Origin of the sequence: Sulfuricurvum sp. (assembly GCF_036279695.1) — a bacterium.
Classification (GTDB): Bacteria; Campylobacterota; Campylobacteria; order Campylobacterales; family Sulfurimonadaceae; genus Sulfuricurvum.
In genome coordinates this window covers 14,492-34,740 of record NZ_DASUIQ010000121.1, presented here as the reverse complement: position 1 = coordinate 34,740, position 20,249 = coordinate 14,492, and the positions used below count along the sequence as shown (strand labels likewise).

Sequence of the window (20,249 nt, the reverse complement as noted above, 5' to 3'; positions counted from 1 at the left end):
TGCAACACTTGCGTTTATCGGTATTATCATTCTTTCGATGGTGCTCGATGAGATCGGATTTTTCGAGTGGGCGGCACTCAAGATGGTTCGTCTCTCTCGTGGTAACGGAAATCTCATGTTTATCTACATGATGATTCTCGGAGCACTTGTTTCGGCTTTTTTCGCCAACGATGGTGCGGCATTGATCCTCACCCCGATCATTTTAGCAAAGATGAAATATCTCAAGCTCAATCCCGTTGCGATGTTCGCCTTTTTAATGGCGGGAGGATTTATCGGCGACAGTGCATCCAATCCTCTCGTAATCTCCAATCTCACGAACATCGTCACGGCAGGATATTTCCAAATCGGTTTTTGGGAATACGCACGGACAATGTTCCTCCCGAATCTCCTCAGTATCATCGCCTCGATCGTCGTATTGTGGCTCTTTTTTCGCAAAGAGATTCCGAGCCATATCGATGTCGAGAACCTCGCCACTCCGGAAAGTGCCATCAAAAACATGACGATGTTCCGCCTCAGCTGGTGGTTCTTGGGATTGCTCATGGTAGGATATTTTATCGGGGATGCGTATCATCTCCCTATCTCGGTATTCGCCCTCGGTGGAGCTTTGGTATTTCTCGCTATTGCGACCTACTTTAAAGCTACGAAACCGCTTCTCACGATCAAAGCGGCACCGTGGCAGGTGGTGTGGTTTAGTATCGGTCTTTACGTTGTGGTTTATGGTCTGAAAAACGGCGGATTGACGACGTATCTCGCAGGGATGATTATGGAGCTTCAGAGTATGGGGAACGTCTATGCCGTGATCGGAACGGGCTTTCTCTCCGCTATCCTCAGCTCGGTCATGAACAATATGCCGACCATTATGATTATGGACATCGCGATTGCCGAAGCGGGGAACAGCGCATTGGCGTATGCCAACATCATCGGATGTAACCTCGGACCTAAAATGACCCCGATCGGATCACTCGCAACTCTTCTTTGGCTTCATGTTTTGGCGCAAAAAGGGGTCAAAATCGGATGGGGCGAATATATGAAAGTAGGGTTGGTGATTACGCCACCGGTGTTGTTGGTGGCGTTGCTCGGGTTGATTTAACCCGAAATCACCCGATTTCTCCCTTGTTCTTTTGCCGTATATAGATGCTTGTCGCCTTGATTGACCAGCGTCGCAAATTTGTCGATATGTTCGCTGTTTTCGATCACGCCGATACTCGCCGTCACATGGATAATATGATCTTCATAGTTGATCGGTGTTGTTTCGATGGTGTGGCGTATCCGTTCGGCAATCGCTTGGGCTTCATGCAGATCGGTTTGCGGCAGTACAATCCCGAATTCCTCACCGCCGAGCCGTCCGACAATATCGTAATCTCGGGTTTGTTCCAAAAGAATACGGGCAACCGTTTCGATGACACGGTCACCGCATTCATGTCCGTAGGTGTCGTTGACGCGCTTAAAATAGTCAATATCGAGCATCATAAACGATATACCTTTGCTATGTTCCCAATGGCGATGCGATTCTTCGTACCATGTACGTCGGTTGAGAAGATTGGACAGGGAATCGAGTGACATCAATACATAGTTTTGGTAGGCATTGATATAGGCTTCCATACTTATCCGATGGTTTAAAATAACGAGGATAAAGACATAGCCTGCCAGCGGGATGGCAAAAAAGAGATAGATAAACAAATCATCAGCGCTTGAGCCGATCCATGACATCATAAAGGCGACAAATGCGATTTGGTACGCTTCCATGATGAGATAGATTCTTTTACTCAATAGTGGTGCGAGCATGATCGTAGGGACGAGATAAAACATCCAAGCCAAAGCCGCAAAAAAATAGCTGTTGCCATACAGCAGATAGGTAACGACCGTTGCACTAAATCCCATCGTACCGAAGATGGTAATCGCTTCAACCCGATGGTTTCGGAAATAGGAGAATGCCACGGCTACGACCACCATCACCGCAAAAAATGCGGTTGTGAGACGTCCGCCCAAAACATAAAAAAATTCACCTTTAGGGGCATGAATCTGATAATCGAACGGAATGTAGATCAGTGAGAGTACGACACCGATATAGCTGAATAATAAGAAGTTTTTGTAGATTCGTTGTGCATAGTACTCTTCGTACGACTCGAAGCGGATAAGGCGGTTGATCGGGACAAGGGGATGGTACATTGCTACTCCATGAAAAGCTCTCTTCTCATAGAGTACGACAAATTATGTTATCAAAGTCTTAAAAATTATGAGTAAAATATGAATCAGAAATTGAATTTGAACCCAAACGACACTGTTTCGTTGTTCGTTTCGCTGTCAGGTTCATAGTACCCACCCACAGAATTTGATTTATCGATATTCCAAAACTCATAATTATAGGCGATGAATGTACTGAGTGCTTGATTGATTTTAAGTTCAAACGGAACTGTGATTTTATACCCGTAGACATTGTTTAGATTATAGGTATAGCCATGCCAATTTTCATACATCTGAGCACTAAACGCTTTTCGATACGAAGCATCCGCACCGATTGTCATAATTGATGACATACGGTAGTGAAGACCGATCCCCACATTGTAATAGCCCCAGTCATAAAGCTCGTCGTATCCTAATTGACGGAGCCATCGACGGTACCCGACTCCAATCGTTACGGGCATTTCCCACCCACCGCGCGGATCACGTGCCGTTGATTTGTACCCGAAATTATAATCGGATACCTCGTTTGTCGTAATCCCTTTGTATGAGCCGTAAGGGTCACCCGAATCGATCAAACTTCCGACATAATCGGTATTTCCATTGGCATAAGAAGCACTGAAATACAGCCCCTCATAACGGGGTTCCATTGTAACACTTAGCCCCGAGACTTTGCCGAAATCGGCTCTTTCCGTATCGAGTAGGCTACCACTGCTATCGGTTTCGGCATAGTCAAATTTTGTCGCATCCGCGCTTACTGATAGAGAGTAATTGGAAGCGAATAGAGAGGATGTACCTAATAGGGTAATAAGAAAAATAGATCGATTTAACACACGATGACCTTATGATTTTTGGGTATTGTAACTCTAAATTGTTAATATCCTAAAACAGTTCATCCCTGAATCGTGGTGATAGCGGAGGCGAAAGCCGTGTTTTTTGAGGATGGAATGGGTGATGTAAAGCCCTAAACCCAGCCCAGTCATAGAACTTTCATAGGTTCGATTGAATGGTTTATCAAAGCTCTGATTCTCTTGGGGGAGAGGATCTGCGAGATTGCATATCTCAACACTATGGCTCAATATCAGGATGCTCGGTTTAGTATCGGAGTATTTGAGGGCGTTATCGAGGAGGTTTTTTAGAGCAATCGCAAACAGTTCAAAATCGACCTTGATGATGAGTCCGGTCTCTTCCCCTTTGATGTCAAAATTCTCTTTGGAACAGAGCAATATATCGCACGCATGATCGAGCAGATCGACGAAGCGATACTCACGGAGGTTGAGTTCCCACTCACCGCTGCTAAATCGCTCCATCGTCGAAAACTCTCCCAATAGATAGTTCATACGATTAAAGATTCGCTTTAGCCGCTCTTGGTCTTCGGACGTATCCAAACAATCGGCGGTGAGAGAGCCTTTCATAATAGGTGTTTTGAGCTCATGGAGGATATTGCGCAAAAAGAGGGCGCGTGATTCTTTCATAGCGGCGATTTTCTCTAACGCGTGGTTGAACTCATGGGTGATTTGGGATATTTCGTCTTTTCCCTCTATCGGTACATTGAGCTGGGTATCCCCCTCTTGAAAATTGATAATGGCATTTTTTAGACGATGCAGTGGCGATAGTTTTTTAAGAAGGAAAGCGAAAAAGGCTAATATGAGCAAATCAATAGCGATAAAAACGATCCAAATCGGGAGCAAAGCGGGTGATTTTAGGGTAATTGAGAGCGGAGGAGGTGGCGGTGGAGGCGGTGGCATAAACATTGGATTTGGTTGATGTTCAAGCAATGTACGATCATGCAGTACAAAATGCAATCGATGGTGCTGTTGGACTTCATATTCTCTGGCAAAATGTTCCAAAGCAATCCAAAAAAGTCCATTAATCAGGATAAAAATAAGGACGAAAAATAGAGTTATTAGGCTCAAAATTGAGTGTTTATTGATTGACAAATTTATATCCTAGCCCTCGTACCGAGATAATATAACGGGGATTTTTGGGATCATCGCCGATTTTTTGTCGGATTCGACCCATGATGACATCGATGCTTTTGAGACTGCTTTCGTATTTTATTGAGCCGATGTTCATCAAAAGCTCTTCGCGTGAGATAGCGTATCGGTCTTTTTTGATCATGTAGGAGACAATATCGTATTCTGCAGGGGTCAGTTTCAACACAGTTCCGTGACGCGATATTTCGTGCCGTTCTTCATCAACTTCAAATGGGGATGATTTTTTCGGCAGGGTGGGCTGTAGGCGCCGCAAAATCGCATCGATACGAAAAATAAGCTCTTGCGGATCATACGGCTTGGGTAGATAATCATCCGCACCGCGCGAGAATCCCATCATTTTATCCCGTATATCAGAGCGTGCCGAGGAGATAATGATCGGGATCTGGCTCTCTTGGCGAATCAGACGGCATATCTCCATCCCGTCCATCTGAGGTAGTGAGAGATCGAGTACCAGCAGATCAAAGGTATTGGTTTGGAAAAGACTCAGCCCCTCCAACGGCGTTAGTGCGACGGTTACGTCAATATCATCTTTGTAGAGGCGTGCTTTTAGGAGCTCTGCCAGTTCGACATCGTCTTCGATCATTAAAACATGTATCATTTTTCGATTATATCGGCGGGATAGTAAATAAAAAGTAACATGCCCGCTAGGGGCATGAAGCATCACGCACTAATGCTGATGAGGGAGGTAGAAGAACTCGTTGTGCTGTTATTACTGCTGTAATACGAGAGAAGTTTTTGAAGCCATTCGTTTTGAATATCATTTGAGACTGTTGAGGAAGCCGATGAGGTAGTACCGGTACCGGTTTGCGATGTTGTATCGGTCGATTTCTTCTCAAACAGCGCGCTCAATTCTTCTTGAGAGATTGAACCGTCTTGGTTCGTATCCAATGCCGAAAATATCTCACTCAATGATGAGCTGCTTGAGCTATCTGAGGAAGATGAAGAGTCACTCGGCGGAGGCGGTGGAGGCATTCCCCCCGGCGGTGGCGGCGGCATTCCGCCATCTTGACCTTGCGGAGGTTCAGGCGGCTTCATATTTTTGAGGGCCGCTATCAGCTCTTCTGTACTCATACTGCCGCTGCTGTCGGTATCGAGGGTTGAAAAAATATCGCTTGCAGAGCTACTGTCGGATGAAGCAGCGGAGAATTCACTCGAACTCACTGAGCCGTTACCGTCCGTATCCAAAGTTGTCAGCAATTGTGTCGCGATCTCTTCAAAACTCGGTCTTGAGCTTTGCGATGTAGAAGAGGTAGAAGAAGTGTTGTATGACGCATACGAATTGTAATTCGAGCTTATTGTCATGGGAGACTCCTTGTCAGGTGTAGCAAGAAAAAATCTTACTCGACCAAAATCATAAAGCTCCTATAGTAACTAATGGGTAACATTGACCCTAAATTTAGCGATCTTTTATAACGTCAAAATCAGCAGGGATTACAGGTTTGAATCGGCTAGCTTCGATCGGTTTGTTTTGGGATGGGTTACTGAAAAGGATAGTGACTCGGTTATCGTATCCGTCGGTATAATTGATCGCACTCAAAATATCATTTTTAAAGATGATATTGTAGGCTTGCCCTTTAACGGTAGCGGTGTACTTATCTTCACCCACTTGTTTGGCTTTTTGGACGATTTGCAAAAAGTCAATGTCGTTATCGAGGCTGCGGAGGGTCACTTGTTCGATTTGAGGCTCAATTACCGTAATCTTTTGAGCATTGATAAAAACGCTTTTTTGGATCGGTTTTTGATATACCCAGAGAGCGTTTTGCGGTTTGCTAGCCCACAGTTCTCCGGAATAGATAATTTTTTTGCCGTTAGCATCAATAATAGTTTGTATAAATTTGCCGTTAAACGAATTGATCTCTTTTGGAGATGCGTAGAGGCTAAGGGCTAACGCAAACAGAAAGGGTAAAAAACGCACATAAAATCCTTTGAATATTTGATTATGACATTGTACCCAATGCTCATTTACCAAAACAATAGTTTTCGTATGCTAAAATCACCAACTTTTTCAATACTGTTCATAATGAAGGCTTTTAATGCTCCAAACGTTCCTCGGCAAAATTTTCGGTACTAAAAACGATCATGAAATCAAAAAATATACCAAACGGGTACACCAAATCAACACGCGTGAAGCCCATTTCTCTGCTCTAAGCGACAGTGAACTTCAAGCGGCATTTAATACACTTAAAGAGCAAGTGCAAACTAATACGAAAACGTTGGATGAGGTTTTGGTCGATTCGTTTGCCATTACCCGTGAAGCGTCTAAACGTGTTTTAGGGATGCGCCATTTTGATGTACAGCTCATCGGGGGTATGGTACTGCATGAAGGACGTATCGCCGAAATGAAAACAGGGGAGGGGAAAACCCTCGTTGCTACGTTGGCGGTTGTACTCAATGCCATGAGCGGCAAAGGGGTTCACGTCGTAACGGTCAATGACTATCTTGCATCTCGTGACGGAACTCAAATGTCGGAGCTGTATGCTTTTTTAGGCTATTCGACGGGGATATTGGTCGAAGAGGGGTATAACCCAGCCAACAAACGTGCACAATACGCCTGCGACATCACCTACGGTACGAACAATGAATTCGGGTTCGATTACCTTCGCGACAACATGACTTACTCACGTGAGCAAATGGTTCAGCGCGGTCACTCCTACGTTATCGTCGATGAGGTTGACTCCATTTTGATCGATGAAGCACGTACACCGCTCATTATCTCAGGACCGACGAATCGTACATTGGAGAACTATACGCGCGCCGATGCGGTTGCCAAAGCGATGATCAAAGAGGATCATTTCAGTGTGGACGAAAAAGATCGTTTGATTCTCATCACCGAAGAGGGGATCGGTCGTGCCGAAGAACTTTTCGGCGTCGATAATCTTTATAGTATTGAAAATTCGGGACTTTCGCACCACCTTGACCAAGCACTCAAAGCAAACTATATTTTTGAACGTGATGTGGACTATGTCATCCAAGAGGGTCAAATCGTGATCGTCGATGAGTTTACCGGACGTCTCAGCGAAGGGCGCCGCTACTCCGAGGGGCTTCATCAGGCACTCGAAGCCAAAGAGGGGGTTATCATCAAAGAAGAGACCCAAACCCTTGCCGATATTACCTATCAAAACTACTTCCGCATGTACGGCAAAATCGGCGGTATGACGGGGACGGCGCAAACAGAAGCGACCGAATTCGCACAGATTTATAATCTCGACGTTATTTCGATTCCGACGAATGTTCCTGTCATTCGTCAAGATTTGAACGATTTGATCTATAAAACGGAAGCAGAGAAATTTGCCGCCGTCATTATCAAGGTCAAAGAACTTCATGCCGCAGGGCAGCCGGTATTGATCGGTACCGCCTCGATCGAAAAATCGGAAAAACTCCATGCCCTAATCAAAGCGGAGAAAATACCTCACACCGTACTCAATGCGAAAAACCATGCGCAAGAGGGTGAGATTATCAAAAACGCGGGTGCCAAGGGGGCGATTACGATCGCGACCAACATGGCGGGACGCGGTGTTGACATCAAAGTGAGCGATGAGATTAAAGCGCTCGGAGGTCTTTATATCCTAGGAACCGAGCGGCACGAAAACCGTCGTATCGACAATCAGCTTCGCGGACGTGCAGGGCGACAGGGTGATCCGGGAACCAGCCAATTTTATCTCTCTCTCGAAGACAACCTCTTACGTATTTTCGGTTCGGATAAAATCAAATCGATTATGGAACGTTTAGGGGTAGAAGACGGCGAGTATATCGAATCGGCAATGGTAACCCGTGCGGTCGAAAAAGCACAGAAAAAAGTCGAAAATATGCACTTCGAAGGGCGTAAAAATATCGTTGAATACGATGATGTTGCCAACGAACAGCGTAAAATCGTTTATAAATTCCGTGGTGAATTACTCGATCCGACCTACAACGTTGCCGATAAAATCGATCTTATCCGAAGCGAGTATGTTGATCGAACGTTGGCATTCTGCGGTATTTTTGAGGGGATTAGCGAAGAGGAGATCGATCTTGAGCGTCTGGTATTGACGATCAAAGAAGAGATGAATGCCGACATCGATATATCATTGTTCAGCGATAAATCGTTTACGACGATTCATGATACGATGCTTTCAACACTCAAAGATCAGTACGATCAGAAAATGTCGGTTGTTGATGAGAAAGTACGCAGTGAAATCGAGCGTGAAATTTATCTCAAAACCCTCGATACAGCATGGCGTGAACACCTCTATCAAATTGACAGCATGAAAACGGGTATCCGTCTTCGTGCTTATAACCAAAAAGATCCGTTGGTCGAGTACAAAAAAGAGAGTTATAACCTCTTTAGCGAATTGGTTGAGACGATCAAATACGATACGATCAAAACGCTCCATATTATCCGCTTTAAAGTAGAGAGTGCCGAAGAAGAAGCCGAAGCATTCGCCCGTCAGATGGAGTTGGAAAAACGCCAAGAGGCGATGCGTATGAGCCTCAATCACCAAGAACACGATCATGATGAGAAAAAAATTGCACGAAACGACGATTGTCCGTGCGGAAGCGGTTTGAAATACAAAAACTGCTGTGGAAAATCGGGACCTAAAAAAGGGGTATTTGCCTCTTGAATATCGTCTCCTATCTTGTCAAACGGTTTTTGCGTTTTGACAAGGATCAACCTTTTATCTTCCTCTCCGCACTCCTCGCATTTTCCGGAATCGCGTTAGGGGTTATGGTACTCATCATCGCGATGGCACTGATGAACGGATTTGACAATGAGTTCAAGAAAAAACTCACCGTCATGAACTATCCCCTCACGATTCAGCCGAAATTTTATGCTACCTGTGACAGCGCGTTGGTGGAAGAACTTCGTACAAAATTCCCTGATTTAGCATTTAGCCCCTATGTCAGTTCGGCAGTTTTATCCCGTAACGGCGATCAGATGGAGGGGGGCTACCTGTTCGGAGTTGATTTCGCTCAGGAAGCCAAAGTCAACCGCATTGTGGCGGAAGGGCTAAAAGCGGGAGTACCGAATAAATTTGAAGTGATGGTGGGGCAAACGCTAAAAGAACAGTTTGCTCTGAGCGACGGGGAAAAATTAACGTATATTTTTACCCAGATGGAACCGGGCGGATTAGCGCTCACCCCTAAAATCAAACGTTTCGGAGTCGTATCGACGTTTAACTCTGGGCTCAGTGCGTATGATAAAGGGTTCTCGTATACGCCGATCGATTCATTACAACGTATTTTGGGTATCCCTGAAAACTTGTACGACGGAATCCATGTCCACTCCCCAAACCCTGAGGTCGATATTAAACGACTCGCCGCTGTCTTGCCCGATACGGTTGCTGTTCGCGGATGGTGGGAAGATAACGGCAACTTTTTTGCCGCCCTTAAAATGGAGAAAATGTCGCTCTTTATCGTTTTGATGCTGATTATCCTCATCGCCGCGATCAATATCATCTCGTCGCTTTTGATGACAGTCATGAATCGTCGCAGTGAGATCGCACTGTTGATTTCGCTAGGGGCTTCGAAGCAAGAGGTCAAAAAAACCTTTTTGATCCTCGGTGTTGTGATCGGAGTATTGGGGATTACGACGGGGGCTATTTTAGGATTTTTGGGGATGTGGATATTGGGAACATTCGATATTATCTCTCTTCCTGCCGATGTTTATCCCACTTCAACGCTTCCGCTTGATTTGAGTGTTATCGATTTCTTCTCTATTATACTCGGTGCGTTTGTGATTGTGTTGCTCTCTGCGTGGTATCCCGCTAAAAAAGCGTCTGAAGTTGACGTATTGACAGTTCTTAGAAACGAATGAATTTCTCCCGCCATTCCGTACTCGATACTGAATCCAGCCTGGGGATAGATCCCCGATCAAGTCGGGGATGGCGAAACTAAGTATGAATAGTTTAATTTAAAAAAGTTGTGAGTGTGTACCGATTCTAAGCAGTTCCAGTGTATCAGAGTCGATTCGATAAATGACCAATAAATCTCCACTAATGTGAAATTCATTAGTATCTGCCCAGTTACCTATAAGCGGATGGTCTCGCGCTTCTAACGGTAAATCTTCACCGTTTAACAAAAGCGAAATAAACATAAAAAGTTTGGCGGTATTGGTCGGATTGAGTTGAGCATTTTTGAGTTCTTTGACAAACGATTTGTGAATCGCGATGTCACGCATCAATTTCCTTTTTTAGATCCTCAAATGAAATTTTTGTCATATTGACACCTGAGCGTGCATCGATGATCGCTTGTTTCGTCTCTTCATTAGGGATTTTGATTTGAAACGGTATTCCTCTTTCTAATACGGTTTGAGCTAAAAAGATATTGAACGCGTCACTTAAACCCATTCCGTATTGTTTGAATACTTCTTGCGCTTTATCTTTAATAACTGCATCCAAATAGACGTTGGTTCTGATTTTGTGAGCTGTTGCTGTCATTACAAACCCTTTTAATGTAAACTTTAGATTATTCTAACACACATTGTGTGTCATGTCAAGTCGTTGTTGCGTAGAAGAATAAGGTTAGATGCGATAGTAGGTGTGAGTGATGCTACAGCTATGAAAATAGCTGTAGACTAAGCCTTAATGTCAAGGTTTTGACCAAGACCGGTAAGTTCTGCACCTGAAACGGTAGGAGCGGGCGATGCACTCTCTAAAACTTTCATTACTCCCTGACCCTGTATTTCCATTGCTTTTTTCATCGCATACAGTTCGGGACCCATTCCAAGATTACTATTGATTGAATCCATTAGTGACACCTCCTCTAAAGGATCAAATATATATCGGTATAGAATTAAATTTATGTAATGTCAAGAAAGTGTCAATAACATCTCCGTGAACTATTGACACCTTTATCCTAATATTTGAGCATCAAAAGTTTAGGAGGCTGGATATGAAATACCTAGCATTTGCATTACTCTTCTCAACGTCGCTGATGGCGGCATCCCCCGAAGTGGTTCAGTATATGAATGAACTTTCCAAAACGGCAAAAGCTGAAAATAGCTCATTCAGCGGATTTGACGCGGCGAGAGGTAAAGAGATTTTTACCTCGACCCATACGGGTAAACAAGGCAAACCGATGGCATGTAGCTCGTGTCATACCACTAATCTCGCCAACGCCGGTAAAAACTCTCTGACGGGAAAAGTGATCGATCCGCTCTCTCCACGTGCTAATCCACAGCGTCTTACCAGTACCAAAGAGGTTACGAAATGGCTCAAACGCAATTTTATGGATGTGTATGCCCGTGAGGGAAGTGCACAAGAAAAAGGTGATGTTCTCACCTATATCATGAAAAATTAATCTAAAGGATACCCGATGACAAAAGTATTAAACCTGAGCATAGCCGCTCTCTTATTAGCCGGCGGAGTGTATCTATATGCGGATGACGATGAACACGAAGAGCATGAGCACAAGCGTTCTGCCGTTGCAAAACCGATGACTCCGCAAGAAAAATCAACCGTTGCGTTGTACACCAAAGAGTGCGGTGCGTGCCATTTTGCCTATCAGCCGGAGTTTTTGCCTAAAAGTTCGTGGGACAAAACGATGAAGACGTTGGATAGTCATTTCGGAACCGATGCCACGCTCGATCCTGCTGATCACAAAACCATTCAAAATTATTTGGCATCCCATGCGTCCCGATATGATCGTATGACCGGAATGGGGGGAGCAATAGCGATCCGTATTTCTGAAACCCCTAATTTCAAACATGAACACCGCGAAATTCCTAAAAAGATGGTGACACAAGCGGATGTTAAAAGTTTTGCCAACTGTGCGGCGTGTCATACCAAAGCCGCCAGCGGAAGCTACCGCGAACGTGAAGTTCGTATCCCAAATTACGGCAGTTGGGAATAAACACTAGGAGTTTATGATGAAACGCTTATATGTTTGGACACTTCCTACGAGGGTGTTTCACTGGCTGTTTGTAGCCTTGATACTCGGTGCATGGATTACAACGCAAGAAGATCGATGGTTAAATACCCATGCCGCGATCGGGAGTGCTATCGGTGTGTTGGTACTCTTTCGGATTGTGTGGGGGATAATGGGACCGAAATATTCCCGTTTTGGTGACTTTAATCTCTCTCTTGTCGCATTGAGGGAGTACCTTTTGTCGCTATTGAATCCATCACGCCGCTATATCGGACATAATCCGGCGGCAAGCTATGTGATGGTTGCGATGCTAATAACGGTAGTTCTTGCCGTTTTAAGCGGCACGCTAGCCTATGGAATAGCGGAAAATAGAGGTGTGTTGGCATTTCTGCACTCAGGACTTTTTCAAAATATGGAAGTATTTGAAGAGATTCACGAGTTTTTCGTCAATCTCTTATGGATTTTGATCGCGGCACATGTGGGTGGAGTGTTGGTGGATCGGCTTTTGCACAAAGAGGACCGAACACTCACCTCTATCATCGACGGACATAAGAATATGGAGGGGGAGAGCGTCGTTTTATCGTGGTACCAAAAAATACTCGCTGCTTTTGGTATCGGCGGTGCTATTGCACTTCTCATCTATGCTCTGAGTATACCGAATAACCCTATTGTCGCGGGGTACAATCAAAAGGTTGATTACGCAAAAATCAACCCCGTTTTTGTCAATGAATGCGGTTCGTGTCATACCCTCTATCCCCCTACGCTCCTAGCGAAGGAGGGGTGGAGTGTGTTGATGGGGGATTTATCGAACCATTTCGGCGATGATGCGTCGCTAGATCCTGCGGATGAGCAATCCATACGTGAGTATCTTTTGGCACATTCGGTAGAAACATCCACTCAGGAAATGTCGTTCAAAATGGCGCAATCGCTCGAAAAACGCGATATGATAGCAATAACACAAACCCCGTTTTGGAAAAAAAGACACCGTCATATTTCGGAAGAGATTTTTAAAAGTGACAAGGTTAAAAGTCGTGCAAACTGCAAAGCCTGCCATAGCGATGTAGAGCAGGGGACAATCGAAGATAGCGCGATTAAAGCGCTCTAAGTGAGGTTATAATGAAGTGGATTATAGTGTTGGCAATGTTCCTCTCCCTCTGCGCGTACGGAGATGACGATCATCATCGATTTCCGATGGATCTGCATGATTTGGGACTGACAAAGCAACAACACAGAGTAGTCGAAGAGGCGATGAAAGAGTATCAATATTCAAACCGCCGATACCATCACCAAAGAGAAAAAGATCAAGATGCACTCAATGCACTGTTTTTAAGTCCGTCATTTGATTCGGAATCTTTTCGAGCAAAAAGTTTGGAGAGGGAGAAAGCGTCGATAGAGATTCGGGCACGATTGCTTGAGCGGCTCCATAGTATTTTAACTCCTGAACAAAAACGTCGATACGTCCACCATCTGGAGGAGTGGGACAGTGACTAGAAAAGTGCTTTTGATCGAAGACGATCTCCCTCTCCAAGAGCTAATAAGCTCTTTTTTAACATCGTATGACTTTGAGACCACTGCGTACGCCGATCCTAAAGCCGCGTTAGCGTGTCTGTTGGAAACGAAAGAGCACTTTGACATTGTCGTTTTGGATTTGATGTTACCGGGGATGGACGGGTTTGATGTTGCTAAAATGATCAAAAGCCACCTCGACATTCCGATCATTATCTCCTCCGCACGAACCGACATCGGCAACAAAATCTACGGATACGATTTGGGTGCCGATGATTATCTCGATAAACCGTATGAACCTCGCGAGTTGGTGCTTCGTATTGAAGCGGTACTGCGCCGATACAGTCGAAAAAACGAGCTGGTTGTATCGGACTTTACGATTGATGAATCGAATAAATCACTCATGATGGAGGGGTATCCGATCGATTTAACACGGATCGAATTCGATATATTTCTCCTGTTGCTCAAACATCGCGGTAAAAATCTCTCCCGCGATCAGATCATCGGCTCTTTGGGGCTTGGTGATGAGACAAAACACCGCACTATCGATATGCACATCAGTAATATCCGTCTCAAAATCGGCGATGATGCCAAAGAACCCCGCTATATCAAATCGGTGTGGGGCATCGGCTACAAGTTTATGGGTTAATGCATGTCTATTTTTACTAAAATCACCTTTTTATTTCTCATCAGTTTGACCCTTATGGTGGGTATCGGGTATAAGATCGATACGATCAATACCGAAAAATACGAAGCTATTGTTCTACAAAAATACCTTTTGGACGGTCGTAAGATATTCAGATGGATGGCGACATCAACCGCTGATGAGCTAGAGGATGAATTTCGGACGCTGAATTTGGTGAAAATCGCTCCCGTAACACCCAAAAAAGTCCTTATGCGTCAGTCGCATACGTTTGGTTTGATTGAGATTTTCAAAGATGAAAGGAGCGAATATATCCTCCACATCCGATATATCGATGATGATATTTTTCTTCGTGACACAACACTTCAAGAGGTGCTTCATGAGGGGTGGATACTCAATGCCTTGGTAGTTGCCGATATGGTTGTTTTGGCGGTGATATTTGTTCTGATTTTACGTATGTTATCCCCTTTGAACTCGATTACGGGGAGTATGCGCCGTTTTGCCCTCGGAGAGTATCACAGCCGAAGCACCATCACCTCTCACGATGAGATAGGGGAGGTGGCACGAAGCTATAACGATATGGCGCAAACCATCGAGAATATGATCCTCTCACGTGAAGAGTTGCTTCGTGATGTCGGGCATGAACTGCGAACCCCCATCGCGCGTGGGATGTTTGCCCTAGAAGAGGTTGCGGAGTCAAGCGCACGTGAGACCCTTAAGCACTCGTTCAAAGAGCTCGATCAGCTGACACGTGAACTTTTGGAGATTGAAAAGCTCCAGTCTACCGATACGATGCAATCAACGCCGTTCACTGCTGAGACACTCGTTATGGAAGCACTTTCTAAGCTTTATATCGATGATGAGTCAAAGATATTGGTTAATATTAATAATAATTACACCTTGAGCGGAGATTTGCACTATCTATCGTTAGCACTTAAAAATCTCCTTGATAACGCGTTGAAATACGCAGAGCAATTTCCCATTATTTTGGAGGTTTCATCGAATCGAATCAGTGTGTACAATCACGGAAAACCGCTCGAAAAAGAGTTCACCTATTTTCTCACCCCCTTTACCCGTCAGGAACGCTCACGCACCTCAGAGGGGTTTGGTCTGGGGCTGAATATCGTTAGTAAAATCGTATCAAAACACGGCTATACGCTGAGTTATGAGTACAAAGAGGGAAAACATTGTTTTTCCATCCTCACCGAACACAAAAATTAAATTGAAAAGAGACCTATGACACCTTACATCGCTATGCTTATCCCCGCTATCGTTGCTTCATTTGGCGGTCTGTTGGCCGTATATTGGAACCCTTCACACCAAACGCGCAGTTTGATTCAGCATTTTGCCGCAGGGGTCGTATTGGCGGCACTGGCCGTTGAAGTATTGCCTGAGATCTCTCGTGAGCACGCTCCGGCATGGGTTCTAATCACTTCGTTTACTATTGGCGGGATATTGATGTATATCATGAAACTCTGGAGTATGCGGCTGGAAGCAAAAACGGAGCATTTAGGTGATAATGCTTTTAACTATGGGCTTATTGCGGCGACGTTTATTGATGTTGCGGTGGATGGTTTTATCATCGGTGCAGGATTTGCCGCAGGAGGAAATACGGGTCTGATTTTAGCCCTTGGGTTATCGGTCGAATTGCTGTTTTTGGGACTATCTTTGGTATCCAATACGATTCACGGGTGGCGCGTCGTGTTTATGAGCGTTGCGCTCGCTGTGGTGGTTTTAGGGTGTAGTGTATTGGGTAATTATCTCTTATCGGGTGCTTCATCAAGTACCATCAGCGCTATGCTGGCTTTCGGTGTAGCGGCATTGCTCTATCTCGTGACCGATGAGCTTTTGGTAGAGGCACACACGATAGAGGAAAAACCCTCATCGACCCTTTGGCTCTTCGCGGGATTTTTGGTGTTTTGGAGTATTCAGCTTTTTAGCGGGGAGTAAGCGATCCGCTATCTTTTTTCTTTTTTATCATCCATCATCCATAAAAACGGATAGACGACGGTTCGTTTGAGAATATTAAACGGTGCCGTGACGATCTCTTTTGCGATGGCCGTATCGATTTTCGGATCATCGAGTTTTCCGCTGAGGGTGAGAGTGGTGGAGAGTGAGCCGTCATCACCGAGGAGAATATAACCGACCATCGGTACTTTTCCCAGAGATGAACCCAAATCGGTTTTGAGGTTCAGGGTGCCATCAAGCTGGTTGGTATTTAAATCAGCTCTCCCGTTCCCCATGATTTTCATCTCGGGCGAATTTAGGGTGAAATTATCGACCGAAACCATACCGTTTTTATAGGAAAAATGGGCATATCCCTCATCGAGCGGCAGCCCTTTGGCATTATAGTTAGGGAGTGAAAAGGTAGCCAGTGAGGGGACGGTATTGATAAATGCCAAAACATTGTTGAGGACTTTATAGTCTTTCAAAATGGTGTTTTCCACTCGCATTAGCCCGCTAAAGGAATCGGTTTTCCCTTTGGCTTGGAATGAGAAATTACCTCCGCTAAAGTCGCTCAGAGCAAACAGATGATCCATAAATTTGTCGTTAAATCCTTCCCCCTCAATCGAAAAAAGATCATTGCGTATTTTGAGGTTCGCTGTTCCTCCCATGTGTTGTAATGAGGCGTCGAAGTTATTCTCATGCAATGTCGCGTTCAAGGTATCCGTGAGTATCTGACGCCCTTTCATGAGGTAAAGATACGAATGGGTAGCATAGATACGGACTGGGGCAGATGCGTCTGATTGGGTGCTGAGATCACCGTCTTCTTTGTATGCCGAGAGAAATTTAAACAAGACAGGGAGATTAAGTCCCGTATTATTGGCGCGGATGTAGATGTTATCGGGCGTTTGATTGATCGTTAAACGATCATTGACCCGTATCGTGGAGGTATCGTTTTGGTGTGATCCGCTAAATCGGTAATGCGATATCGGCGTCTCATTGATCAACATCAGAGGATAGAGATAGTCTATTTCTCCGTTGAAGTGGTAGCGAGAACTCTCCCCCAAGTAGTAAATATTCAAAAAGCCGTTATTGATGTTGTATTTGCGTAGTATCGGAGATTTTTTGGAGAGGAGTGAAATATTCTCCAGAGCGATTTTCCACCCTTTTGGGATAGTCAAGAAATGGGCTTTTAACGATGGGGCATTGATACTTAGCGCATCATCTTTAGCGGCAACCGTCAGTTCAAGCGATTCTTTTCGATCTATGATCGGAACCATTTTTGGAGAGAGGGGAACCATATTCTCTAAACGGATTACCCCTTTGTCGTCACTAAGGTTATATGAACCGCTGAAACTCCCTTTAAAAAGGTCACCTAGTACCGTTTCGATCTCATCAAAGCTTATTTGATTCTCTCGAAATACAGCATCAAACGGGGAAATTAGAAGAGGAAGCTGGTGTATCGACCATGCCGAAATAGTGGCAACATTTAATCTTGCAGTATCATCGGCATAACGGATATTCAAATCAAAGGGGCTTTGGTGCAGTTCCATTTCACCGTATTTAAACTCATTCAGCCTTACTTTTGCTTCCGTGTTTTTTTTGATACCGTCGAAGGTGGCGCTTATGGTCCCTTTTGCGTTATTAGAGACTGAAAACGGGACAGATTCGATGGCTGTGTAAGAGCGTCGGTAATCAAACGGAGCGGTGAACGCATCAAGGGTCAGTTTTTCGCCTAAAAAGTTCCATTGAGACGGTTCCACATTCAATGAATCCCCATTAGGTTCTATAATATAGGAGACATGAAGCGGCATTTTGGGATCGAAAAGGGTTAGTTTCCCTTTTGCAGGAGAGAGTTCGTAAGCATCGATAGAGACTTCCCCTTTTTCGGTAAATGCATCGTATTTTCCCCTTACACGGGCGTGGGCGACATTGTCACCGTAATGGGCAACAAAATCGTTAAACGTAACTTGGTAGCGATCGATTTTTACGACACCGCCTTCGGTTCTCAGTGGAATCTGATCCAGAAGAATATCCGATGGGGAAGGTGAAAAACTCCCTTTGGCAACGGTATCAAAATCGTGAAGATTGACCGAGAGGTTTAAATCAACACTGCAATCGCCGCTGATTTGTTTGATCGGCAGCCGTATTTCATAGAAGTTCAAAAGGGCTAGAATCGGATCATTGAGCTTGGCATGGCGAGTACGAATAAAGGCATTTAGCGTCGTGTGCTCGGAGGCAAAATCGATATTCAGATAGCTTTGCTCGGTCGGAAGAGAATAAAAAGTACCGTTTTTAGGGAGGATATAGAGTTTTCCACCCACAAAGCGCAAATCAATCCGAGGGGAATAAATAGGCTCAAATCCGGTTGCAAACGTATATTCTCCCGAAGTGAGCGTAGCATCGGCTACAAGGGATGTGATCAACTCTCTAGGCGTATCGTAATGGAATGATCCGCTAAGATGATTGAGCTGTATGGAAGAGGCTTTGGCATACTCGAGTATCCACGGTTTGATTTCCGGATCAAGATTTAGAAATTCGATCAACGGTTTGATCGTTGTGAAAGGACTTGTCGCATGGGCGCTCAATCTGAGTGTATCGGTATCTCCTAAAAAGGTGAGGGTAAGACGAGGTGTTTGGGGGAGAACAAGGTCGACATTGCCTCTAAATCGCTGTTTGGTCAAGTCCAGATCCATACGAACGGAAAGATTGCCCTCTTTGATTTTAGAGGAGGGGAGGTTAAAATGAAACGCCGTAGCATTTATATCGAATGTTCCCGAATATCGGCTTGCATTCGATTCACTGAAGGTAAATACACCCGTTTGGTTCTTTTGATAGTGCAAGGAGGCACTAAGTTTTTTATATTGAATAATATCTATATGGATCGAATCGACCCAACCCTCAACCCATCGGATGATTTTCGGGAGCTTGGAGAGTGGTTTTAGCGTCGTGGGAGTACCGTCGCTTTTGAGATTGGATAAATCTAATTTTGATGCTTTTATATGGAGGGCATTGTCCCATTTTAGGTATAATTTCTCAATTTTGACCCCGCTCAATGTGAGCCGGTCAATCTCAAATCCCTCTAGCAAAGCGATAAATATGAAAAAGCCAAGAAAAAAAGTGAAAAGTAAAAAAAGCAGAATACTCTTATGGGTATTAGGAATTATCTTGGTGATAATCGTGTCTTTCATAACTTACCTGCTCACTAGCGTTACATCACCAAAAATCGTTTATATACCGCAAGGTTCCGTCTTTAAAAGTATATCACACCTCCAAAGCGAAGGGGTAAATGTTCACAAAATAGATGCTTTTATTTTACGCTTTTTAGGACAGCCTCAGCAGGGTTGGATTGATGTAAAAGAGGTCAAAATGTCACGTATAGAGTATTTATATACACTTACAACGGCAAAAGCGGTAAGCAAATCGCTGACATTGATCCCCGGTGAGACAACTGAGATGTTTTTACGACAGGTTTCGGAAGAACTTTCATTGGATCTTACTAAATTACATCATTCCTATGAGAAGCACGCACGCTTGAGTGAGGGGAACTTCGTCCCAGAAACCTACAGTATCCCTAATGAATTCAGTGAAGAACAATTGATCGTTCATCTATTGAACGAATCCGATAAAAAGATGCGTATTTTGGCTCAGAGTTATAATATGGAGCCAGAGAGCCCTAAGTGGTTACAAATTGTAACAAAGGCTTCTGTAATACAAAAAGAAGCCGCATCGGTAACAGATATGCCGTATGTTAGCTCCGTGATCGACAACCGTATCAAAAAAGGGATGAGACTCCAAATGGACGGTACACTAAATTACGGTGAATACTCTCATCAAAAGGTGACGGCTAATCGTATACGAACCGATAGAACTCCCTATAATACGTATAAAAACAAAGGTTTGCCTACATCGCCCATATGTAATGTTTCGAAAGAGGCTATCGATGCCGCTATCAACCCGAAAGCTACGGATTACCTCTATTTCGTCCGCGGGAAAAATGGTGAGCATGTCTATAGTAGTTACTTTTCTACACACCACCAAAACATAGTAAATGCTACCAAATGAAACATTTTGGCAACTTTTCACCTCTTGAGATGTTACAAAGTGAAAAAATGTCGGGCGTAAGTGTTATG

21 protein-coding genes are annotated in these 20,249 nt (G+C 44.4%); 11 read left to right on the top strand and 10 right to left on the bottom strand.

The features are described from left to right. On the top strand, positions 1-1,090 hold a 1,090-nt coding region (locus VFW36_RS11815; protein WP_329659018.1), incomplete at its 5' end, for an arsenic transporter. Here VFW36_RS11815 and VFW36_RS11810 read toward each other — a convergent pair. The 6 genes from VFW36_RS11810 to lolA form a co-directional block, all read right to left on the bottom strand. Further along, positions 1,087-2,169 carry a GGDEF domain-containing protein gene (locus VFW36_RS11810; RefSeq protein WP_329659017.1) on the bottom strand — a complete coding sequence of 361 codons (1,083 nt, stop codon included), beginning with the start codon at positions 2,167-2,169 and terminating at the stop codon, positions 1,087-1,089. The genes VFW36_RS11815 and VFW36_RS11810 overlap by 4 nt on opposite strands. An 83-nt stretch (positions 2,170-2,252) precedes the next feature. Continuing rightward, positions 2,253-3,014: a hypothetical protein gene (locus VFW36_RS11805; protein ID WP_329659016.1), complete on the bottom strand. Its 762-nt coding sequence runs from the start codon at positions 3,012-3,014 to the stop codon at positions 2,253-2,255. A 33-nt stretch (positions 3,015-3,047) separates the two neighbouring features. Next, on the bottom strand, positions 3,048-4,097 hold the full coding sequence (locus VFW36_RS11800; protein ID WP_329659015.1) for an ArsS family sensor histidine kinase: 1,050 nt from the start codon (positions 4,095-4,097) through the stop codon (positions 3,048-3,050). 10 nt (positions 4,098-4,107) lie between these two features. Further along, the gene (locus VFW36_RS11795; protein WP_329659014.1) at positions 4,108-4,776 is read right to left on the bottom strand and encodes a response regulator transcription factor; all 669 of its coding nucleotides are present in this window, start codon (positions 4,774-4,776) and stop codon (positions 4,108-4,110) included. Between the two features lie 62 nt (positions 4,777-4,838). Beyond that, positions 4,839-5,480 carry an EF-hand domain-containing protein gene (locus tag VFW36_RS11790; protein WP_329659013.1) on the bottom strand — a complete coding sequence of 214 codons (642 nt, stop codon included), beginning with the start codon at positions 5,478-5,480 and terminating at the stop codon, positions 4,839-4,841. Between the two features lie 94 nt (positions 5,481-5,574). Beyond that, on the bottom strand, positions 5,575-6,093 hold the full coding sequence (gene lolA, locus VFW36_RS11785) for a LolA-like outer membrane lipoprotein chaperone (RefSeq protein WP_329659012.1): 519 nt from the start codon (positions 6,091-6,093) through the stop codon (positions 5,575-5,577). Positions 6,094-6,211: 118 nt separating this feature from the next. Here lolA and secA point away from each other — a divergent pair, with 118 nt between their 5' ends. Both secA and VFW36_RS11775 read left to right on the top strand, forming a co-directional pair. Further along, positions 6,212-8,779, top strand: coding sequence for a preprotein translocase subunit SecA (gene secA, locus VFW36_RS11780; RefSeq protein ID WP_329659011.1), 2,568 nt, complete (start codon positions 6,212-6,214; stop codon positions 8,777-8,779). Next, positions 8,776-9,972: an ABC transporter permease gene (locus VFW36_RS11775; RefSeq protein WP_329659010.1), complete on the top strand. Its 1,197-nt coding sequence runs from the start codon at positions 8,776-8,778 to the stop codon at positions 9,970-9,972. The genes secA and VFW36_RS11775 overlap by 4 nt, the downstream gene beginning before the upstream one ends. Positions 9,973-10,068: 96 nt before the next feature. Here the strand turns inward: VFW36_RS11775 and VFW36_RS11770 are convergent, their stop codons facing one another. The 3 genes from VFW36_RS11770 to VFW36_RS11760 all read right to left on the bottom strand — a co-directional run bounded on the left by VFW36_RS11770 (position 10,069) and on the right by VFW36_RS11760 (position 10,905). After that, positions 10,069-10,335 (bottom strand): type II toxin-antitoxin system YafQ family toxin, encoded by a 267-nt coding sequence (locus VFW36_RS11770; protein WP_329659009.1) that lies wholly within the window; start codon positions 10,333-10,335, stop codon positions 10,069-10,071. After that, entirely contained in the window at positions 10,328-10,594 is a 267-nt protein-coding gene (locus VFW36_RS11765; protein WP_329659008.1) for a type II toxin-antitoxin system RelB/DinJ family antitoxin, read from the bottom strand. The genes VFW36_RS11770 and VFW36_RS11765 overlap by 8 nt, the downstream gene beginning before the upstream one ends. A 137-nt stretch (positions 10,595-10,731) precedes the next feature. Next, positions 10,732-10,905 (bottom strand): hypothetical protein, encoded by a 174-nt coding sequence (locus tag VFW36_RS11760; RefSeq protein ID WP_329659007.1) that lies wholly within the window; start codon positions 10,903-10,905, stop codon positions 10,732-10,734. A 143-nt stretch (positions 10,906-11,048) separates the two neighbouring features. Between VFW36_RS11760 and VFW36_RS11755 the strand changes: the two genes are divergently transcribed. The 7 genes from VFW36_RS11755 to VFW36_RS11725 are packed head-to-tail and all read left to right on the top strand — an operon-like array spanning position 11,049 to position 16,122. Further along, complete coding sequence (locus tag VFW36_RS11755; protein WP_329659006.1) at positions 11,049-11,456, top strand: DUF1924 domain-containing protein; 408 nt, start codon at positions 11,049-11,051, stop codon at positions 11,454-11,456. A gap of 15 nt (positions 11,457-11,471) precedes the next feature. Beyond that, a complete protein-coding gene (locus VFW36_RS11750) occupies positions 11,472-12,008 on the top strand; it encodes a diheme cytochrome c (protein ID WP_329659005.1) in 537 nt (178 codons plus the stop codon). 16 nt (positions 12,009-12,024) lie between these two features. Further along, a complete protein-coding gene (locus tag VFW36_RS11745; RefSeq protein ID WP_329659004.1) occupies positions 12,025-13,128 on the top strand; it encodes a cytochrome b/b6 domain-containing protein in 1,104 nt (367 codons plus the stop codon). Positions 13,129-13,139: 11 nt separating this feature from the next. After that, positions 13,140-13,514, top strand: coding sequence for a Spy/CpxP family protein refolding chaperone (locus VFW36_RS11740; protein WP_329659003.1), 375 nt, complete (start codon positions 13,140-13,142; stop codon positions 13,512-13,514). Beyond that, positions 13,507-14,178 carry a response regulator transcription factor gene (locus tag VFW36_RS11735; RefSeq protein ID WP_329659002.1) on the top strand — a complete coding sequence of 224 codons (672 nt, stop codon included), beginning with the start codon at positions 13,507-13,509 and terminating at the stop codon, positions 14,176-14,178. The genes VFW36_RS11740 and VFW36_RS11735 overlap by 8 nt, the downstream gene beginning before the upstream one ends. Positions 14,179-14,181: 3 nt before the next feature. Next, positions 14,182-15,393, top strand: a complete 1,212-nt coding sequence (locus tag VFW36_RS11730) for an ArsS family sensor histidine kinase (protein ID WP_329659001.1) — start codon at positions 14,182-14,184, stop codon at positions 15,391-15,393. A 15-nt stretch (positions 15,394-15,408) separates the two neighbouring features. Then, positions 15,409-16,122: a hypothetical protein gene (locus tag VFW36_RS11725; RefSeq protein ID WP_329659000.1), complete on the top strand. Its 714-nt coding sequence runs from the start codon at positions 15,409-15,411 to the stop codon at positions 16,120-16,122. An 8-nt stretch (positions 16,123-16,130) separates the two neighbouring features. Here VFW36_RS11725 and VFW36_RS11720 read toward each other — a convergent pair whose 3' ends face one another. After that, entirely contained in the window at positions 16,131-19,307 is a 3,177-nt protein-coding gene (locus VFW36_RS11720; protein ID WP_329658999.1) for an AsmA-like C-terminal domain-containing protein, read from the bottom strand. Here VFW36_RS11720 and mltG point away from each other — a divergent pair. Then, complete coding sequence (mltG, locus tag VFW36_RS11715; protein ID WP_329658998.1) at positions 19,216-20,181, top strand: endolytic transglycosylase MltG; 966 nt, start codon at positions 19,216-19,218, stop codon at positions 20,179-20,181. The genes VFW36_RS11720 and mltG overlap by 92 nt on opposite strands. Positions 20,182-20,249: the final 68 nt, after the last annotated feature.